The sequence below is a fragment of the Halomonas sp. JB37 genome (assembly GCF_002332255.1).
Taxonomy (GTDB): domain Bacteria; phylum Pseudomonadota; class Gammaproteobacteria; order Pseudomonadales; family Halomonadaceae; genus Vreelandella; species Vreelandella casei.
The window spans coordinates 2038732-2055899 of the sequence record NZ_NRGW01000001.1 but is presented as its reverse complement, the minus strand read 5'-3'; the positions used below and the strand labels follow the sequence as shown (position 1 = coordinate 2055899).

The window sequence follows — 17168 nt, the reverse complement described above, 5'->3', positions numbered from 1 at the left end:
CTCAATCGGCATTTGGAACACCGTCCCATGAAGCTCGCCCGCCCTTTATGCATTTCGTTAGCTTTCTTACCCGCCCACGCAGCCTTTGCTGATAGCACGGTCTATCCGCTTACGCTGACTAATTGCGGCGTAGAAATCACGTTTGATGCGCCACCCGCGAGTACGGTAACGGTCGGCCAGTCTGCGACCGAGGTGCTATATCGCCTGGGGCTTGCCGATAAAGTGAGCGGCACGTCAGTCTGGTTTAATCCCGTGCTGCCCGAATTCAGCGATATAAACAGCCGCATTGAGCGTATTGCCGATAACGACCCAAGCTTTGAGTCTGTGGTGAACAAGCGGCCTGATCTCGTCGCGGCTCAATACGAGTGGCACGTAGGCCCTACCGGCAGCGTAGCCACCCGCGAGCAGTTTCATGAGCTGGGCATCGCCTCTTACATCATGCCTGCCGATTGCGATACCAAAGACAATGCGACCGGCGGTGACGGTACCCGGGTGGCGGCATTCTCAACCGACTCAATTTATAAAGGCGTTCACGAGCTGGCGGCTATTTTCGACGTGCAGAGCGCGGGCGATACGCTAGTGGCCGATTTGCAGACCCGCGAAGAGCGCGCTATCGAACAGGCGACTAGCCTTGCACTACCCGACGATCTGTCGGCCGTATTTTGGTTTTCCTCCTACGATTTAGCGGCCGACCCTATCGTTGCCGGTCAGTTGGGGGCGCCTGGCTATATGATGGAGCAACTCGGTATCCAAAACGTGGTCACCTCTAATGAAGAATGGCCGACCGTAGGCTGGGAGTCGATTGCTCGTGCTAATCCTGACGTGATCGTTGTGGCACGCATGGACCGGCGCCGCTACCCAGGCGATGATCTGGCCACCAAACTTGAGCTTCTACAAAGCGACCCAGTTACTCGCGAAATGAACGCCGTGAAAAACGGCCGCATTGTGGAAATGGATGCCCATGCGATGAGTGCCACCATGCGCAGCATTTATGGCCTTGAGTCTCTTGCCCAAGCGTTATCGACCATGTCGTTTAACTAATGCCTATCGCACTAAAGCGATCATCCACAGAGGGCTTTTGGTGGCGCTGGCTATGGTTAACGCCGCTTGTGCTGTTCATAGCGCTAATGGCGGGCACCGCGATTGGTGAGACATCTATTCCTATTGAGACGATTTTCAAAGTGCTGGCTAATCAGCTGTTCGGGGCTGACTATGCCGTTGATCGCATTGATGCCGGCATTATTTGGAACTATCGGCTTAGCCGCGCCATTGTCGCCGCCTGCTGCGGCACGGGTTTGGCCTTAGCGGGGGTGGTGCTACAAGCCCTGTTGCGCAACCCTCTCGCCGACCCTTATCTCATGGGCATATCGGCCGGGGCTTCCACCGGCGCGGTCGCCGTAGCGGTGGCGGGCGTTGGCGCAGGCGTTATAACGCTTTCGATTGGCGCTTTCGCGGGCGCGGGATTGGCGTTCGGCTTAGTGATACTGCTTGCCCATGCGGCGAGCAGCGGCACCGGCGGCGGGCGTGGCATTCAGGCGGCGGGGGCTATTATCTTAGCGGGCATTGCGGGCTCGCAGCTATTTAATGCGCTGACCGCTTTCATTATTACTAAATCGGCTAGCGCTGAGCAGGCCCGTGGAATCATGTTTTGGCTACTGGGCAACCTTTCCGGCGTGCGCTGGGACAATGTTTGGATGGCAGTCCCCGCCGCGCTGTTTGGCCTTATTATTTGCCTATGGCACCGGCGAGCCCTGGATGCCTTTACCTTCGGCACCGATAGCGCGGCCTCCATGGGCATTGCCGTGCGGCCGGTGCGCGGCCTACTGATTACCACGATGGCGCTGGTGACAGCGATCATGGTGTCTATGGTAGGGGCCATCGGCTTTGTGGGCCTGGTGATTCCGCATGCCATGCGCTTTATTGTCGGCAGCCGCCATACGCGGCTGGTGCCTGCCGCGGCGCTGGCGGGCGCTGTATTTTTGATTTTTTCAGATATCCTGTCACGCATTTTGGTCACAGGACAGGTGCTACCGATTGGCGTCATCACATCGCTTATTGGCGCGCCGGCCTTTGCTCTTATCCTGATACGCGGGACAAGGACACGATGAAAATCACCGCCGAACAACTCACCTGGCGCGTTCACGGCAGCCAGCTCCTGACGGACGTTTCGCTGTCGGTATCGCCTCGCCAAACCTTTGGCCTGATTGGCCCCAACGGTTCAGGCAAAACCACCCTACTTCGGCTTCTCGCGGGGCTGCGCAAACCGAAGCAAGGCCGAGTGCTGCTGGATGATCGGCCGATGAATACCATGCGTCAGCGAGATATCGCCCAATCGGTTACGTTAGTAGAACAGCAGGCGGAAACCACTGATCGCATCAAGGTGCGCGATGTCGTGGCGCTTGGCCGTACGCCGTTTCTGTCAGCGCTGCGCCCCTGGTCCCACCAGGATGAGCTGATTGTGGCGCAGGCGCTAAAGGATGTGGATATGCAGCATATGGCTGACCGTTTTTGGCACACGCTGTCAGGCGGCGAACGCCAGCGTGTGCATATTGGCCGCGCCCTAGCTCAGCAGCCTAAAATTCTGCTGCTTGATGAGCCGACCAACCATTTAGACATTCGCCATCAGCTTTCGATTCTTGAGCTGGTCAGGCAACTACCGATCACGGTGATTATTTCTCTTCACGATCTTAACCACGCCATGGAGTGCGACCGAATAGGCGTCATGGAGGGTGGCCGTTTGGTTGACACCGGCCCACCTCGAGACGTGCTGACACCTTATCGCTTACGTCAGACGTTTGGCGTTTATGCTGATATCTTCGCCGACCCCATCGACGGCAGCCAGGTGATGCGTTTTCGTAGCGCCGTTTAATAACAGCCTGCGACTTAAACACTTACCTAAAAAACTCCCAGACGACGCTGTGCTCAGTGCCCATGCTCCACAGCAGCACCGTAACGACGAGGAGTGCTTCTAGCACCAAGACACCGATCCCCAATGTCTTGATTGAAAGAATGAATCCACGCTGATGGCTAATGCCTAGAAAACTGGGCGTCCCTCTGTAGAGCAGGTAGCCGGAATACACCAGCCCAATCACCATCCCCAGCATACAGAGCCAGAAAACCGGATATAGCGCAAAAACCCCGCATATAAACATGGGGGTCGCAATGTAGCCCGCAAAGATAAGGCAGTCGCGGCGACTGGGGCGCTGCTCTATATCGCGAGCCATCCAATAGATCACGCTACCTACAATGCCAACGGCCAGCAGTATCAGCGCATAAAAAGCCACGCCTAGCGCAATGCCGTTTGAGAGAGACACTTTATAGGTGTCACTGCCGCCATAGGTCCAGCCAACCTGAGTGGTACCAATCAGTGCGCAGATGACGGGGATAGCGGCAAGCAAAAGAACGTGGTGAGCATAAAGATGGGTGACCGTTTCATGCTCGCCACTTATCTTATGCCATTCTCGTTCAGGATGATGGAGGAGCCCCCAAACATGATGGATCATAACGACCTCCCGTTTTTGCAGATGCAATATCGATAGGATCATTCATTAACCGACCGGGCCAGCAGTGGTCCGCATCAATATTCAGTGTAGGCCAAGAATCAGGTGTGAAGGGGTTTATCACGGAGGGTTTTAGAAATAGATTATCCGTTGATGGGCACAAACACCGGTGCGCCATCCACCTCAACCACCGTTAACCGCTGGCGATACAGCTTTTCCAATGCGCTAGGCACCAGCATGCTATCCCGCGTGCCCCAACAGGCCTCGCCATTAGGATAAAGCAGCAGCACATGGTCGCACCAACGGGCCGCTAAGTTGAGATCGTGCAGACACATCATTACCGCATGGCCGGAAGCGGCCTGCTCGGCCATAAGCGTCATCACTGAGCTTTGATGATGAAGATCAAGATGATTGGTGGGCTCATCGGCCAGCCACACGCTAGGCGCCTGCGTTAGCACGGTGGCAATCGCCACGCGCTGGCGCTCGCCGCCCGAAAGCGTGCTGACCAAGCGGTCACGTAAGTGCGCCACGTCTAAGCGCTGCAGCGCTTCTTCCGCACGCTGGTAGTCCGCGGCGCCTTCCATTTGCCAAGCCGATAGGTACGGATGACGCCCAATCAGCGCGGTCTCTAATACCGACGCAGGAAAGCCATCCTGGCGATCCTGAAATATCAGCCCTAAGCGCTGAGCAATATAGCGGCGGTGTTGTTGATGCATGGGCTGCCCATCCAATCTAACCTCGCCGGACCGGGGCGCATGCAGCCCCGCCAACGTATGCAGCAGCGTCGTTTTACCCGCGCCATTGGGGCCCAATACGCCCCAACGCTGACCGGGCTGAATGGTTATATTAAGCGGCGTACCGCTTTCTCTACCGGGCACATCGATGATGAGGTCATGGGTAGAAAGTACGCTCATCAGCGGCTCCGATAGAGCAGAAACAAAAAGGTAGGAACGCCCAGTAGCGCGGTGATCACCCCGACCGGCAGCTGTTCTGGCGCGATCATGGTACGCGCCAGCGTGTCGGCCAGCACTAGCAGCGTGCCACCGGCTAACGCGCAGGCAGGCAGTATCAGCCGCTGATCATTACCCAACAGCAAGCGCAGCATATGCGGCACCACCAAACCCACAAAACCAATACTACCGGCGGTTGTCACTGCCGCCGCCGTCAGTAAGCTGGCGGCAACGTAGATACACCACTCAAGCGGCTTGACCGCAACGCCCAGCGCGGCGGCCTGCTGCGGGCCACGCGCCAGCACGTTTAAGCTGCGCCCAAGCGGAATTAGCACCACGCAGGTGGCTAATAGCAGCAGTAGCGGCGGCCACGGCGTTCGGGCGTAGGAAAGATCGCCCATCAGCCAATAGAGCATTCCCGGCAGGCGTTCGGCCGGGCTTAAGGCCAACATCAGCGTAATCACTGCGCCCCACCCCGCCGCGACGACTACCCCCGTGAGCAGCAGTCGAGAAGGTGTCCAACTGCCGCTGCCATGCGCCAGCCCAAACACCAGAAAGGTAGAAAACAGCGCGCCGCCAAACGCTGAGCTTGAGATGGCCAACCCCCCTAGCCCTGCCAGCATGGCCGCCAGCGCGCCAATCGAGGCACCACCAGAAAGCCCAAGCACATAAGGATCGGCCAGAGGGTTTCGCAGTAGCACCTGCATTAACGCCCCAGCTACCGCTAGCAAACCACCCACCGCAAAGGCTGAAAGCGCGCGAGGCAAGCGCAGCTCTAGCACCATGATCCGCGCCAAGGCATCGCCCTGCTCGCCATCGCCCGTCACCACAGCCCAAATTTGTGCGGGGGAAATCTGCGCACTGCCGACACCCAGTGCTACCAGCAGCGCACCCAGCGCCGCTAGCAGCAATAGGCCCAGTGGCAGGCCCAGGCGCGTTAGCATTAAGTATTCCTGCGCTTTTGACGGGCGATATCAAGCTTCTCACAGAGCAGCTGAGTGCCCTCCATGAGGCGTGGCGTGGGGCGCTGTATGAGCGATGGCGGTACGAAAAACAGGTTATCTTCAGCCACGGCCATCAGACTAGAATACTGCTCCCAGTGCGTGAGCCAGTGACGATTTTCCTCTCCCATACCGCCGGCAACAATGACTTCAGGGTTAGCGGCAAGCACGGCTTCATCGTCGATGCGTGGGACAAGCCTCGACTGCCCGCCGAAGACGTTAACACCGCCACACATTGTGATCACTTGGCCAATAAGGTGCTGATCATTAACGCTCATCAATGGTTCATCCCACACCTGGTAGAACGTCGGCACCGGGTCGCGCTCGCTGTAGCGTTCGGCAAGCTCGGTCATGGTCGTGCGGAAATTATCGGCAACGGCCTGCCCGGCAGCTTCAGTACCGGCCAAGCGTGCCAAGCGTTCTATGGCGCTGGCCACACCTTCCATACTGCGTGGCTCAATGTAAAACACCGGCATCCCCAGTGCTTTCAGCGTTTCAAGCTGCTCTGCCGGGTTGCCTGTTACCCAGCCGATCACTAGATCGGGCGCCAGACCTACCAGCGCTTCTAAATCAATGCGGGTATGGCTACCTACCGAGACCACATTTTTAGCGTCAGGCGGGTAGTCGCTGTAAGACACCACTGCCACCACTTGGTCGCCGGCACCGGCTGCGTACGTCAGCTCAGTCGCCCCCGGCGAAAGGGTAGCAATACGCTTAGCAGCCGAGTGAAGGCACACCTCACGGTCACGGTCATCGATTGCGCAGCGCGCAGGGTTATCGGCGTACGACGCTACCGATGCGACCAACAGCGCGAGGCCTAAGGCCCCGCACAGTCGGTGATTTTTCCTATTGGCCAAAGTGCACACTCAAAAATCCTGCTCGGCCTGCGTTAATGTAGTCCGCGCCGTCAAAGGAACGCGTGGTGATATAGTCTTGATCCAGCGCATTTTCAACCGTCACACGGGCGCTCCAAAGCGGAGCGAACTGCCAGCCTGCACGAAGGTTAACAAGCCCATAGCCACTAAGGCGATCGTTATTTTGCGCATCACGATAGCGATGATTTTGCACTACCCACGAGCCTCCCAACGACCACTCGCCCAGCTCGCGATCAGCATCTAAGCGCACACTTTGCGTGGCGCGATTTTGTAGACGATTATCTGTCAGGCGATTTTCCGGATCGGTATAGGTCAATGCGGCGGCCAGCGTCCAATCATTAATCTCAACGCCACTTGCAAGCTCAGCACCGCGAATGCGTGATGTGGGCACGTTGAACTGAACACCCTGCCCTGCGATCAGGTTATCGATATCCGTTTGATAGATGGCCGCATCCCAGAACCAGTTTGCGTACTGGCCGCGCACGCCGACTTCAATTGATTCAGACGTTTCCGACTCTAAATCAGGATTGCCAAAGCCGGAGAAATATAGCTGGTTATAGGTAGGCGCATTAAATGCCGTCCCGTAGCTCGTGCGTAACGTATGATGGCCATCTAAGTCGTAACCCAACCCCAGGCTACCCGTTACTTCATTGCCATAGGCTTCGTTATCGTCAAAGCGAAGGCTGGCCTGAAGCATAAACGGCGAGAAATCCAGCAGCGCTTGAGAAAACACGGCGGCATTGCTGCGGCTATTTTCATCATAATCCGTCGTGCCGCTGACTCTGTCTTCGCTGTACTCAGCGCCGGCGATTAACTCGTGCACGCCTGCCGTGAAGGTGTTTTCCCAGCGCGCGGTACGCACTTTGGTATTAAAGACGGACTCCCCTGAATCAGCGACGTTATCGCTTTCATCCCGGGACTCGCTGAGCGTCAGTCGACTCCGCCAGTTGTCCATCAGCGGTAGCTCGCCATAGACACCCGCTACCTGCTGGACAAAATCGTTCTCACCGCCGTCATATTCATTATTACCGCGCGCACGAAGCGCCAGTACTCCCATTTCAGCGCCGCTTTCAAACGTATGCGAAACGCGCGCCAGCGCGGACGTATTGTCGTAACCTTTGTCGTCGCCACTCCTGCGCACAGGCTGGCCATCGGTGTTGAAATGACTGCCGGCAAAGCTATAGCGAGTGCCGCCTTCGCGACCGCTCACGCCAGCACTTAGCCGCTGGGTATTGAAAGAGCCCCCGCCTACCGATATACGCGGCTGCGGCCCCTCTTCATCGCCTTGCGGCGTAAAGAGCTGAATGACGCCACCAATCGCATCGGCACCGTAAAGGCTGCCGCGCGGGCCACGTACAATTTCCGCACGATCAAACATGCGCGGGTCAAGATACGACCACGCTGCACCGCCGCTAGTGGCAGAACGTAAACGGATACCATCAATTAACAGCACGTTTTGGCCGCTACCGGTGCCACGAATAAAGACGCTGCTGTTTTTGCCGAAGCTGCCATTGGAAGATACATCAACGCCCGGCTGGCCGCGGAGAAGATCGGTAATGCTGGTAGGGTCCTGGCGGCGAAAAGTCGCTTCGTCTATCACGGTTACCGACGAAAGGCTTTCATTAGCCGTACGCGGGGCCAGTGCTGCGGTGACCACAACAGGGTTAAGTGACTCAGCCGCTGTCGGCGTATTTTGCGCCGTGGATTGGGCCTGAACAGCCAGCGGTAGCGCAGACATAGCTAACGCCGCAAGCGTTGCGGTGGTATTAGAGCGATGGTTCATGTGAGATCCCTTGCGCGTCGTGCTCACCCGCACAACGTATTTTTTTTGGCCGAGCGCAGGGCATAACTAGGCATAGCAAGGCAATAACGGTCGCACTGCATGATCACATCATGCCGCCGTCAACCACCCTGAGAGCGCCCACCGCGTCTCGGTATAGTTTGGTTCTGTTGAACCGCTACTCTCGGGCCGGTCTCCGGGCTGACGAGCGAAAGGCGCGCCTAAAAAGGCCCACTCATTTCTGAACGACCACCTTCCCATGCCAAGGCACAGTGGCGTTTTAGCCGTTCTTATCTCGATCACCGTTGCGGGGGCAGCGCTGGAATCACGCAAGGCGTTCACCAACTTCCCGTTTCACTAGCGGCTTTTATACCGCCAGCACCTGAGAGTGCGCGTAAGCTAGCAACTTGCTATGAGGAGGTCAATTGAAAGAGAAGGTCAATTAAAGTGCCGTGAGCAGGCCTTTAACTAAGGGTTAAGCACTTATTTAATCGCCATCACCAGCCCGTGGCGGACATACCACACCCGCTCAGCGTGGGCGGTCATATCTTGAGTGAACCAACCATTTACATCGCGCAGGCGACGCTGCGTAGACTGCATGGGCACAATGCCACGCCCAACGTCAGTAGCGATGATAATTAACGCTGCGCTGAGTGTTTCAGCGCGCAGGCAGAGCTGTTCTATATCGCCCTGCCAGCGCTGGCGCAGCGTGTCGCTATCGGTTGTTTCTAAATCTGCGCTGAGCCAATCAAGCACACCATTAATTACAAGCGGCGAGTGGCTAGAAAGCGCTGACCGGCAATCACTCAGCGGCTTATGGGCTTTGAGTCGCCAGCTAGTGGCGGCGGGAAAGCGAGCGGCTACGGCGTCGCGCTTGCCAGCGCAGGCACCGCCGATGAAGAGCTGCATTGCCATTCTCCTTGTCCCTTTTCATCAACGTGATACGAGAGCTGCCAGCGCCTGCCTTGAGCTTGAAGTACCGTGGCATCCCAAAAGTGGATAATTTCAAAGCGTCTGCGCAGTTCGCGAATAACGCCGCCGTGGGTCATGGCCAGAATTTTTCGAGGGCCATTGGCCCTGGCATCAGCCGCCAAGTCAGATAGCCAGGCATCCAAACGCTCACGCAGCTGGGCGGCAGACTCGCCGCCGGGGATTTGCAGCTCACCCACGCTGTCAATCCAGGCACGATAGTGCGGCAAGTCTTTCAGCTCGTCGTAAACCTTACCTTCGTAGTCGCCAAAATCTAGCTCGCGAAGGCGCGCTTCAAGGTGCACCGGCGCGCCCGTATCTGCCGCCTGCGACCATTCCAGCGTTTGCTGACAGCGGTGTAGATCGCTTGAGTAGATCAAATCAAACGACTCAAGCGCCAGCGCTTCACGCAGGGTTATCAACCCCGCCTGCGCATCGGGGAAAAGCAGCGGAATGTCGCGCTGGCCTTGATAGCGGCGCTCTAAATTCCAAGCGGTGATACCGTGACGAACTGCCACCAGCTCCACAGTAAGATCAGTAGCCAAAGCTCTCCTCCTTCAATAGTGGCACCGACCATATCGCCGTTAATGCCGTTGAATAATCGCATCATGGCCCCGCGCATGAGCATCACAAAGACCGCGACCGCTAGCAGCATTAACACTGTGGAAGGCACTAGCAGGGCTAACAGCGCCATCGGCAATAGCGCTAGCGCAACGTCCTGACCACTAAGCGACTGCTGCCAGCTCCATGCCAAGCCTTGCGATTGGGCGCAGGGCGTCAGCACCAACAAGGCAACGCCGGCCCAGCGGCCTAACGCGGGCATCGCCACTAGCCACCAGAGTGGCGCCTGATAGTGAAGCAGCGCCCATAGTAAAATGCCTTTCCAGGCGAGTAAAAACACCAGCACCAATATGCCGAAGCTACCAACCTGAGAGTCCTTCATGATTTCCCAGCGGCGCGCCAGCGGCTGATTACTGCCCAGCGCATCAGCGATATCCATCACTCCGTCTAAATGCAGGCCACCCGATAACGCCACCCACACGCTTAGCACGGCCAGCGCGGTGATCGGTACCGGAGCGTTTTGCAAAAGCAGTGCGACGAGCACCAGTACGCCGCCAATCAACAATCCCACCAGCGGGTAGGAGCGCACTGCCCAGCGACGTGTTTCTGGCGTCCATGGGCAGGCAACAGGCAGTGGAATGCGGGTAAGAAACTGCAGTGCTAACACCAGCCCCCATAGGGCATCTTTCATAATGACCGCCCGTTCATAAATAGCATCCGCTGACTGGTTTCCACTCCACCGCGCAGCCTGCCACCACCTCTATCACTGAGTCCGACTCTGCCGCCACCCAGCGGTGAGCGCGCTGCAGAAACGCGAGGTAGCGCCAGGTCTCGGCATCGGTGGGCGGCAGCGATTCATTGATGTCGTTAGAGACAATCACTAAATGCATGCTGCGTGCTCGGGCATCACAAAGACTATTGCCCAACAGCGTCAAGCCCTCCTCGTCACTCAGCTCACTGGCATACAGCACTTGGCTGGCCCATAGCGTTAAGCAATCAAGCAGCACGACACTGTTAGCGGGCAGCGCGGCAATCGCTTGATCGATACCGAGCGGCGCTTCGATGGTTTGCCACTGCACGGATTGTGACAGCGCGCGTCTGGACTCCCGATGGCGGGCCACCCGCTCGGCCATCTCCTCGTCATACACGCTGGCGGTGGCCAGGTAATAGCAACGGCTGCCAGCCGCCGCCTTTAGTACTTGCTGCTCAGCGATGGCGCTTTTACCTGAGCGCGCCCCGCCGCTAACAAAGACAATCATGCAAGACCTTCATCAGCCGTTGATTGGCAGGCGCATCGCGCAGCGCCACGCGCAGCCAGCCACCGTCTAGCCCGGCAAAGTTATGCGTATGGCGCACCAGCACACCGCGGCGCAGCAGCTTTTCAAACAATGCATCACAGGTAACGTCATGCTGGGCGCCGGGCCTAATTAAAAAGAAGCAGGCATGGCTAGGCGCGACGTCCAGCCCTAGTTGAGCCAGCGCTTGAGCCATGCGCGGATGCTCACTGGCAAGCCATCGCTGAGTGCGTCGTGCAAAGGCATCGTCTGCGAGCAGCGGCGCCACCAGCTCGGCTGCCAAATGATTAACACTCCAGGGTGGCTGATGAGCCTCTGCCGCGCTAATGGTGGCTTCATCCGCCAGCAGATAGCCCATACGAAGTCCTGGCAAGGTATAAAACTTGGTCATTGAGTGCAGCAATATCAGATGCGGAAAGCGCGCTAACAAAGGTGCCAGCGAGGCCGTTTGCTGGGTGTCATCAACCATATCGATAAACGCTTCATCAACCACCACGCGACAACCAAGCGCCGCGGTGCGCTCCAACAAACTCAGCATGGCCGGGGTATCTATAAGCGTCGCGGTCGGATTATTAGGTCGACAAAGGAACAGCACATCGTGGTCGGCTAGCGCCTCTAAAAGCGCATCATATCTCAGCGAAAAGTGCGGCACGGCCAGTGGGAACGCCGTGACAGAAAGCCGGTGAGCGCGACAAGCGCGGTCATACTCACCAAAGGTGGGCGTAATGATAGCGGCTCGCTGACCGGCATGCAGCGCGGCAGCGAGAAAAATCGCCTCGGCTCCGCCGTTGGTCAGCAGCACTTGTTCGGGCTGAAGCTGATGATGTGTGGCAATCGCCTGACGGGCAGCGTGGTAATCGGGTGCTGGGTAGCATTCAACACCGGCCAGTTGCTCCATCAACCAATCGCGAACCCACGCGGGCGGGCCCATGGGGTTAAGGTTGGCACTAAAATCTTCCAGGCGATGATCTGCGGGCAAATTGAAATGTGCTAACAGTGCCTCGGCTTGGCCGCCGTGGCTGGGCCATTCAAGCTCATTCATATTACCCCCGAGAAGATAGCCATCTTCATCGCTATCGGTACGATCATTAGAAGAACAAAGAGTAGCGTAAACAACAGCCACGCACCGTGCATTAAACGCACCGTGGCGCTGATGTGTGCAACCCGCAGCACGTTAATGGGTTCGCCTAGCGTCGCGCGGTGCGATGCTAGGCCTTGGTAGAAGCTCGTGCCGCCCAACTGCACACCCAGCAAGTGGGCAACCATTGCCTCCGGCCAGCCAGCGTTTGGGCTTAGGTGGCGCGGCGCATCGTGGCAGGTACTGCGCAGCGCACCTTTCCAGCGCACAGATAACACACCTGCAGTGCTTAATAGCAGGCCTGCAAGCCACAGACACAGCGCCGTTAAGCGCGCCGGTAGCCAGTTGGCGATATCGTCTAGCTTGGCAGAAAAAAATCCAAAATCGCTGTAGCGCTGGTTTCGATAGCCGACCATCGAATCCAAGGTGTTCACCGCCTTGTAAGCCAGCGCTAACGGTGCGCCGCCAATGAAAGCAAAAAATAACGGTGCAACAATGCCGTCTACGGTATTTTCTGCCACGGTTTCCACCGTGGCGCGAGTAATATCGGCTTCATTTAGCGGGTGGGTATCGCGCCCCACAATCATACTCAGCGCTTGACGCGCTGCGGGTAAATCACCGTTAGTCAACGGCACGACAACGGCGCGCGCCGCATCACCCAAGCCCTTAATAGCGAGCGTGGTGGAAAGCAGCAAAAGCTCAGCGATAAGCGCCAAGCCTGGGTGCAGCTGTGCTAATGCCCAAAGCAACAGCCAGCTGACACCCAATACGCCGCCCACCACGCTGACCGTTAGTAGCAATCCGCTAAATCTTCGCGCAGCAGCAGAGCCACGGTTCCAGCGCCGCTCAAATACGCTAATGAAGCGCCCGATCAACACCACCGGATGCGGCCACGAGCGCGGATCGCCGACGATTAAATCAATCATAATGGCCAGCATGATCAAACCTGCCCCACCGAGCGTGGCGCCAGCGATCATGGCTTCGCCTTGTCACTAACGCCCGCCGCGTCAAACGTGGCCATTTCGCGCATCATGGCGGTTGCCGCCTGTAGTAGCGGATACGCCAGCGCCGCACCGCTGCCTTCGCCTAGCCGCATGTTCATATCCAGTAAGGGCTTTGCTGCTAAGGCCGCTAACGCAATATCGTGCCCCGGCTCTTGGGAACGATGACCAAAAATGAGATAGCCACGCACTGCGGGGCAGAGTCGGCAAGCGGTCAGCGCGGCAACGGTTGCAATAAAGCCATCGACAATCGCCGGTAGCCGCTGGGCAGCCGCCGCCAAGTAAGCCCCCGTCATGGCGGCAATTTCCAGCCCACCCAGTTTAGCCAACACGTCAAAAGGTGCCTTAGGGTCAGCGCGCCGTGCGGCAATAGCACGCTCAATCACTGTGATTTTATGCGCTTGCTGGACGCTGTTAATCCCCGTACCCGCGCCTACTAGGTCTGCTACTGACTCGCCGGTCAAGGCCGCTAACATCGCGCTACTGGCGGTGGTATTCGCAATACCCATTTCGCCAACAATCAGGCAATGGGTGCCGGCGTTTTGGGCTCGCTCAACGGCCGCAATGCCCGCATCAATCGCGGCCAAGGCCTCATACGCTTGCATCGCGTCTTCCACCAGCATATTCCCGGTGCCATGGCGTACCTTGGCATTGACCACGCTGGGTTCCGTTAGATGGCTTGCCACACCAACATCGACTATCTCAACACGGGCGCCAATCTGCCGGGCGAAGACATTAATCGCCGCGCCGCCGTGTACAAAGTTGGCTACCATCTGCGCGGTTACCGCTTGAGAAAAAGCCGAGACGCCTTCCGCGGCAACGCCGTGGTCTGCCGCAAAGACAATCACTGCTGGTGCTGCAACGTTGGGCCTTAGCTCGCCCGTCATGGCGCTAAGCTGAATCGCCAGCGCTTCCAGCGCACCCAGGCTGCCGGCAGGCTTAGTCAGCGTATCTAAATAGCGACGCGCTTCCTCACCCGCTAAGAAATTAACGGGTTGAATGCGGTTAACAGTGGCATGCATGCGGGCTCCAGCTCAGGGATGGCTCATTCAATAATCAAATGCGAGGTATAAAAGGGTAGCAAAAGCCCGAGTGCTATACTTGCTATTTCACGGGCGGCGCTCACACTCCGTCTGGATTTTATAACGTCATGGAGGCCATTGTTGGCGATGTACTCCGGCCTAATTTGAGGTAATAAAACTACAAACAGTGTTTTTATTGCCGTAAAGTCTCTTATATCGACACCAAAGAATGTAAAATAACTACAAGTCTCACACACCGTCTCTATCATGCAGAGGTCACTATGCCGAGTTCAACACCTGCCCCATTAAACCCCATTGTTGCCGAAGTCACCCAGCGCATTCGTGAGCGTTCTGCCGAACGTCGTGCTCTCTATGAGCAGCGCATGGCTGACCAGCACAAGCGTGGTGTGCATCGAGGCGAGCTTAGCTGCGGTAATCTGGCTCACGGTTTCGCCGCCTGCAACCCGCGTGATAAGGGCGAGCTTAAGCTGATGAACAGCGCGAACCTGGGCATTATTTCGTCTTACAACGACATGCTCTCAGCGCACCAGCCGTTTGAAACTTTTCCTGAAACTATTAAAGCCGCCGCGCGTGACATGGGCTCGACCGCTCAATTTGCCGGCGGCGTGCCGGCGATGTGTGACGGCGTTACCCAGGGCCAGCCAGGTATGGAGCTGTCGCTGTTCTCCCGCGACGTGATTGCGATGTCTGCAGCCATTGGCCTGTCACACAATATGTTTGATGCCGCTCTTTATTTAGGCGTGTGCGACAAAATTGTCCCTGGATTATTTATTAGCGCGGCGCGCTTTGGGCATCTGCCGGCCATGTTTGTGCCCGCAGGCCCAATGCCCAGCGGCTTGCCCAACAAAGAGAAGGCGCGTATCCGCCAGCTTTACGCAGAAGGTAAAGTGGGCCGAGCGGAGCTGCTTGAAGCCGAGTCCGACTCTTACCATAGCCCCGGCACCTGCACCTTTTACGGCACCGCAAACTCCAATCAGCTAATGATGGAAATAATGGGGCTACACCTGCCGGGCACGTCGTTCGTTAATCCTGGCAGCGACATGCGCGAAGCATTGACCCGCTACGCCACCGAGCAAGCCATTCGCAATACTGAGCCCGGCGGCAACTATCGTCCGTTCTATAAACAGATTGATGAACGCGCTATCGTTAACGCCCTTGTGGGATTGCTGGTCTCGGGCGGCTCGACCAACCATACACTGCACCTGATCGCGATGGCCGCCGCTGCTGGAATCACCCTTAACTGGGACGACTTCACGGCGCTTTCCGCAGTGACGCCCAGCCTGATGCAGGTTTATCCCAACGGCCAAGCGGATATCAACCACTTCCAGGCCGCGGGCGGCATGAGCTACCTGTTCCGCGAACTGTTAGCGGCAGGCCTTATTCATGGCGATATCCCTACTGTCTTCGGCACCGATTTAACCGCCTACACCCAAGAGCCTTTCATTGAGAACGGCAAAATTGTCTGGCGCGAAGGCCCTGAGAAGAGCCTTGACGAAGACGTTCTTCGCCCTGTCGCAACGCCTTTCGCACCCACTGGTGGCCTAACGGTAATGAAAGGCAACCTGGGCCGCGGAGTGATCAAAGTGTCGGCGGTGGCAGAAGAGCATCGCATTGTAGAAGCACCGGTCAAAATATTTGAAGACCAAAACGATTTGAAAGGTGCATTTGAGTCAGGCGAACTGGATCGTGACGTTATTGCCGTAGTACGTTTCCAAGGCCCCAAAGCCAACGGCATGCCAGAACTTCATAAACTGACGCCGTTCTTAGGCGTGCTGCAAGACCGCGGCCACAAAGTAGCGCTGGTGACTGACGGACGAATGTCAGGCGCATCGGGCAAAGTACCTGCCGCTATTCACATTAGCCCTGAAGCCTTGGATGGCGGCCCGCTGGCCAAGCTGCGCGATGGCGACATCGTGCGCTTAGATGCGAATGCAGGCACGCTAGAAGCAAAGGTTGATCCCGCTATCTGGGCGAAACGTGAGCTGGTGGTCGCCAATTTAGATCATTACCACGTAGGCATGGGTCGTGAGTTGTTTGGCGGCTTCCGCCACTTGGCCATGCGCGGCGAAGAAGGCGCCGGGGTATTTGGTGGGTTTGAAGCCGATGATCTCGCTCGCCAGCAGGAGCACATTTCACAAGAGGATGCTTGATGCGACCGGCATTAATCGGCGACATCGGCGGCACCAACGCACGCTTTGCGCTGGTGCCGCCGGGTGAAATGGCCCCACGCGATATTTTAAACCTGCCCTGCGCCGATTACCCCGGCGTAGTAGACGCGATTCAAGACTACCTGAATCGCGTAGGCGTTAGCGCTGCAGGCGCACCTCAAGAAGCATGCTTAGCCTTCGCCTGCCCGGTTCACGCTGAGCGGGTCAAAATGACGAACAACCACTGGGACTTTATGAAAGGTGACGTTCAGCAAGCGCTGAACTTATCGCTATTTAAAGTCATTAACGACTTCACTGCTCAGGCGCTGGGCGTGCCCCACGTGGCGGCAGGTGATTTGGTAGAGATCCAGCCTGGGAACCCCCAAGCGCATTCAACCCGCTTAGTCATCGGGCCAGGCACAGGGTTAGGCGTTGCTGGCGTGTTTCCCGGTCAACATGCCTGGATTCCTCTGCCAACAGAGGGCGGTCACATTACCTTCGCCCCCACTGACGATACAGAACGCGCGATTTTAGATATTTTTAAGCAACGCCGTTCGCGTATTAGCGTTGAGCGCCTACTTTGCGGTCAGGGCTTATTAGAGCTTTATCAAGCCTACTGCGTTATTGAAGGTGTCGAGCCGCGCCTGACGACCCCTGCCGACGTCACAGCAGCTGCCAATGAAGGTGATAGCCTTTCCACCGCTGCCCTGCTGCGTTTTCTTAAGATTTTAGGCGATGTTAGTGGCGATGCCGCGTTAACCATGGGCGCGCGCGGCGGGGTTTATCTGTGTGGCGGCATTCTTCCACGGCTGCTGGAATGGCTGCCGAAAAGCGAGCTACGTACAGCCTTTGCGAACAAAGGCCGCATAGGTGCTTATAATGCGGATATCCCCATATGGGTGGTTACCGCCCCCTGGACAGGTCTGCTGGGCGCCGCAGAAGCGCTATATAACGAAGAAGTTTTCTAA

The 17168-nt window shown here is 57.2% G+C and carries 17 protein-coding genes and 1 riboswitch; of the genes, 5 read left to right on the top strand and 12 right to left on the bottom strand.

What is annotated here, in order from left to right; translation table 11 throughout:
- The first annotated feature begins 27 nt into the window (after nucleotides 1-27).
- The 3 genes from CIK78_RS09520 to CIK78_RS09510 are packed head-to-tail and all read left to right on the top strand — an operon-like array spanning nucleotide 28 to nucleotide 2869.
- Nucleotides 28-1041: an ABC transporter substrate-binding protein gene (locus CIK78_RS09520; protein WP_096279438.1), complete on the top strand. Its 1014-nt coding sequence runs from the start codon at nucleotides 28-30 to the stop codon at nucleotides 1039-1041.
- Nucleotides 1041-2108, top strand: a complete 1068-nt coding sequence (locus CIK78_RS09515; RefSeq protein WP_096279435.1) for an iron chelate uptake ABC transporter family permease subunit — start codon at nucleotides 1041-1043, stop codon at nucleotides 2106-2108. The genes CIK78_RS09520 and CIK78_RS09515 overlap by 1 nt, the downstream gene beginning before the upstream one ends.
- Nucleotides 2105-2869, top strand: a complete 765-nt coding sequence (locus tag CIK78_RS09510) for an ABC transporter ATP-binding protein (protein WP_096279433.1) — start codon at nucleotides 2105-2107, stop codon at nucleotides 2867-2869. Before CIK78_RS09515 ends, CIK78_RS09510 begins: the two co-directional genes overlap by 4 nt.
- A gap of 22 nt (nucleotides 2870-2891) precedes the next feature.
- On the opposite strand, the gene CIK78_RS09505 is transcribed toward CIK78_RS09510, so the two are convergent.
- The 12 genes from CIK78_RS09505 to cobT form a co-directional block, all read right to left on the bottom strand.
- A complete protein-coding gene (locus CIK78_RS09505; RefSeq protein WP_096279431.1) occupies nucleotides 2892-3503 on the bottom strand; it encodes a Yip1 family protein in 612 nt (203 codons plus the stop codon).
- A 140-nt stretch (nucleotides 3504-3643) separates the two neighbouring features.
- Nucleotides 3644-4414 carry an ABC transporter ATP-binding protein gene (locus CIK78_RS09500; RefSeq protein ID WP_096279429.1) on the bottom strand — a complete coding sequence of 257 codons (771 nt, stop codon included), beginning with the start codon at nucleotides 4412-4414 and terminating at the stop codon, nucleotides 3644-3646.
- Nucleotides 4414-5394, bottom strand: coding sequence for an iron ABC transporter permease (locus CIK78_RS09495; protein ID WP_096279427.1), 981 nt, complete (start codon nucleotides 5392-5394; stop codon nucleotides 4414-4416). The genes CIK78_RS09500 and CIK78_RS09495 overlap by 1 nt, the downstream gene beginning before the upstream one ends.
- Nucleotides 5394-6308 carry a cobalamin-binding protein gene (locus tag CIK78_RS09490; protein ID WP_225734500.1) on the bottom strand — a complete coding sequence of 305 codons (915 nt, stop codon included), beginning with the start codon at nucleotides 6306-6308 and terminating at the stop codon, nucleotides 5394-5396. Before CIK78_RS09490 ends, CIK78_RS09495 begins: the two co-directional genes overlap by 1 nt.
- Entirely contained in the window at nucleotides 6298-8109 is a 1812-nt protein-coding gene (locus tag CIK78_RS09485; RefSeq protein ID WP_096279425.1) for a TonB-dependent receptor, read from the bottom strand. Before CIK78_RS09485 ends, CIK78_RS09490 begins: the two co-directional genes overlap by 11 nt.
- A 166-nt stretch (nucleotides 8110-8275) precedes the next feature.
- Nucleotides 8276-8507, bottom strand: a riboswitch (cobalamin riboswitch).
- 82 nt (nucleotides 8508-8589) lie between these two features.
- Nucleotides 8590-9015: a bifunctional adenosylcobinamide kinase/adenosylcobinamide-phosphate guanylyltransferase gene (locus CIK78_RS09480; protein WP_096279422.1), complete on the bottom strand. Its 426-nt coding sequence runs from the start codon at nucleotides 9013-9015 to the stop codon at nucleotides 8590-8592.
- Nucleotides 8967-9620, bottom strand: a complete 654-nt coding sequence (locus CIK78_RS09475) for a histidine phosphatase family protein (protein WP_096279420.1) — start codon at nucleotides 9618-9620, stop codon at nucleotides 8967-8969. The genes CIK78_RS09480 and CIK78_RS09475 overlap by 49 nt, the downstream gene beginning before the upstream one ends.
- Nucleotides 9557-10327 carry an adenosylcobinamide-GDP ribazoletransferase gene (cobS, locus tag CIK78_RS09470; RefSeq protein WP_096279418.1) on the bottom strand — a complete coding sequence of 257 codons (771 nt, stop codon included), beginning with the start codon at nucleotides 10325-10327 and terminating at the stop codon, nucleotides 9557-9559. The genes CIK78_RS09475 and cobS overlap by 64 nt, the downstream gene beginning before the upstream one ends.
- A gap of 13 nt (nucleotides 10328-10340) precedes the next feature.
- Nucleotides 10341-10895 (bottom strand): bifunctional adenosylcobinamide kinase/adenosylcobinamide-phosphate guanylyltransferase, encoded by a 555-nt coding sequence (locus tag CIK78_RS09465; RefSeq protein WP_096279416.1) that lies wholly within the window; start codon nucleotides 10893-10895, stop codon nucleotides 10341-10343.
- Nucleotides 10879-11973, bottom strand: a complete 1095-nt coding sequence (cobD, locus tag CIK78_RS09460) for a threonine-phosphate decarboxylase CobD (RefSeq protein ID WP_096279414.1) — start codon at nucleotides 11971-11973, stop codon at nucleotides 10879-10881. Before cobD ends, CIK78_RS09465 begins: the two co-directional genes overlap by 17 nt.
- Nucleotides 11970-12986, bottom strand: coding sequence for an adenosylcobinamide-phosphate synthase CbiB (gene cbiB, locus CIK78_RS09455; RefSeq protein ID WP_096279412.1), 1017 nt, complete (start codon nucleotides 12984-12986; stop codon nucleotides 11970-11972). Before cbiB ends, cobD begins: the two co-directional genes overlap by 4 nt.
- Nucleotides 12983-14032, bottom strand: a complete 1050-nt coding sequence (cobT, locus tag CIK78_RS09450; protein WP_096279409.1) for a nicotinate-nucleotide--dimethylbenzimidazole phosphoribosyltransferase — start codon at nucleotides 14030-14032, stop codon at nucleotides 12983-12985. The genes cbiB and cobT overlap by 4 nt, the downstream gene beginning before the upstream one ends.
- Nucleotides 14033-14313: 281 nt before the next feature.
- On the opposite strand from cobT, the gene edd reads away from it, so the two are divergent.
- Both edd and glk read left to right on the top strand, forming a co-directional pair.
- Entirely contained in the window at nucleotides 14314-16203 is a 1890-nt protein-coding gene (gene edd, locus CIK78_RS09445) for a phosphogluconate dehydratase (protein WP_096279407.1), read from the top strand.
- On the top strand, nucleotides 16203-17168 hold the full coding sequence (gene glk / locus CIK78_RS09440) for a glucokinase (RefSeq protein WP_096279405.1): 966 nt from the start codon (nucleotides 16203-16205) through the stop codon (nucleotides 17166-17168). The genes edd and glk overlap by 1 nt, the downstream gene beginning before the upstream one ends.

What these genes read in the sequence shown, in the direction of transcription:
- CIK78_RS09500 (WP_096279429.1), bottom strand. Translation starts at nt 4,414, where the DNA reads ATGAGCGTACTTTCTACCCATGACCTCATCATCGATGTGCCCGGTAGA.
- CIK78_RS09480 (WP_096279422.1), bottom strand. Translation starts at nt 9,015, where the DNA reads ATGCAGCTCTTCATCGGCGGTGCCTGCGCTGGCAAGCGCGACGCCGTA.
- CIK78_RS09485 (WP_096279425.1), bottom strand. Translation starts at nt 8,109, where the DNA reads ATGAACCATCGCTCTAATACCACCGCAACGCTTGCGGCGTTAGCTATG.
- cobT (WP_096279409.1), bottom strand. Translation starts at nt 14,032, where the DNA reads ATGCATGCCACTGTTAACCGCATTCAACCCGTTAATTTCTTAGCGGGT.
- cbiB (WP_096279412.1), bottom strand. Translation starts at nt 12,986, where the DNA reads ATGATCGCTGGCGCCACGCTCGGTGGGGCAGGTTTGATCATGCTGGCC.
- CIK78_RS09520 (WP_096279438.1), top strand. Translation starts at nt 28, where the DNA reads ATGAAGCTCGCCCGCCCTTTATGCATTTCGTTAGCTTTCTTACCCGCC.
- CIK78_RS09505 (WP_096279431.1), bottom strand. Translation starts at nt 3,503, where the DNA reads ATGATCCATCATGTTTGGGGGCTCCTCCATCATCCTGAACGAGAATGG.
- CIK78_RS09465 (WP_096279416.1), bottom strand. Translation starts at nt 10,895, where the DNA reads ATGATTGTCTTTGTTAGCGGCGGGGCGCGCTCAGGTAAAAGCGCCATC.
- CIK78_RS09510 (WP_096279433.1), top strand. Translation starts at nt 2,105, where the DNA reads ATGAAAATCACCGCCGAACAACTCACCTGGCGCGTTCACGGCAGCCAG.
- edd (WP_096279407.1), top strand. Translation starts at nt 14,314, where the DNA reads ATGCCGAGTTCAACACCTGCCCCATTAAACCCCATTGTTGCCGAAGTC.
- glk (WP_096279405.1), top strand. Translation starts at nt 16,203, where the DNA reads ATGCGACCGGCATTAATCGGCGACATCGGCGGCACCAACGCACGCTTT.
- CIK78_RS09495 (WP_096279427.1), bottom strand. Translation starts at nt 5,394, where the DNA reads ATGCTAACGCGCCTGGGCCTGCCACTGGGCCTATTGCTGCTAGCGGCG.
- CIK78_RS09515 (WP_096279435.1), top strand. Translation starts at nt 1,041, where the DNA reads ATGCCTATCGCACTAAAGCGATCATCCACAGAGGGCTTTTGGTGGCGC.
- cobD (WP_096279414.1), bottom strand. Translation starts at nt 11,973, where the DNA reads ATGAATGAGCTTGAATGGCCCAGCCACGGCGGCCAAGCCGAGGCACTG.
- cobS (WP_096279418.1), bottom strand. Translation starts at nt 10,327, where the DNA reads ATGAAAGATGCCCTATGGGGGCTGGTGTTAGCACTGCAGTTTCTTACC.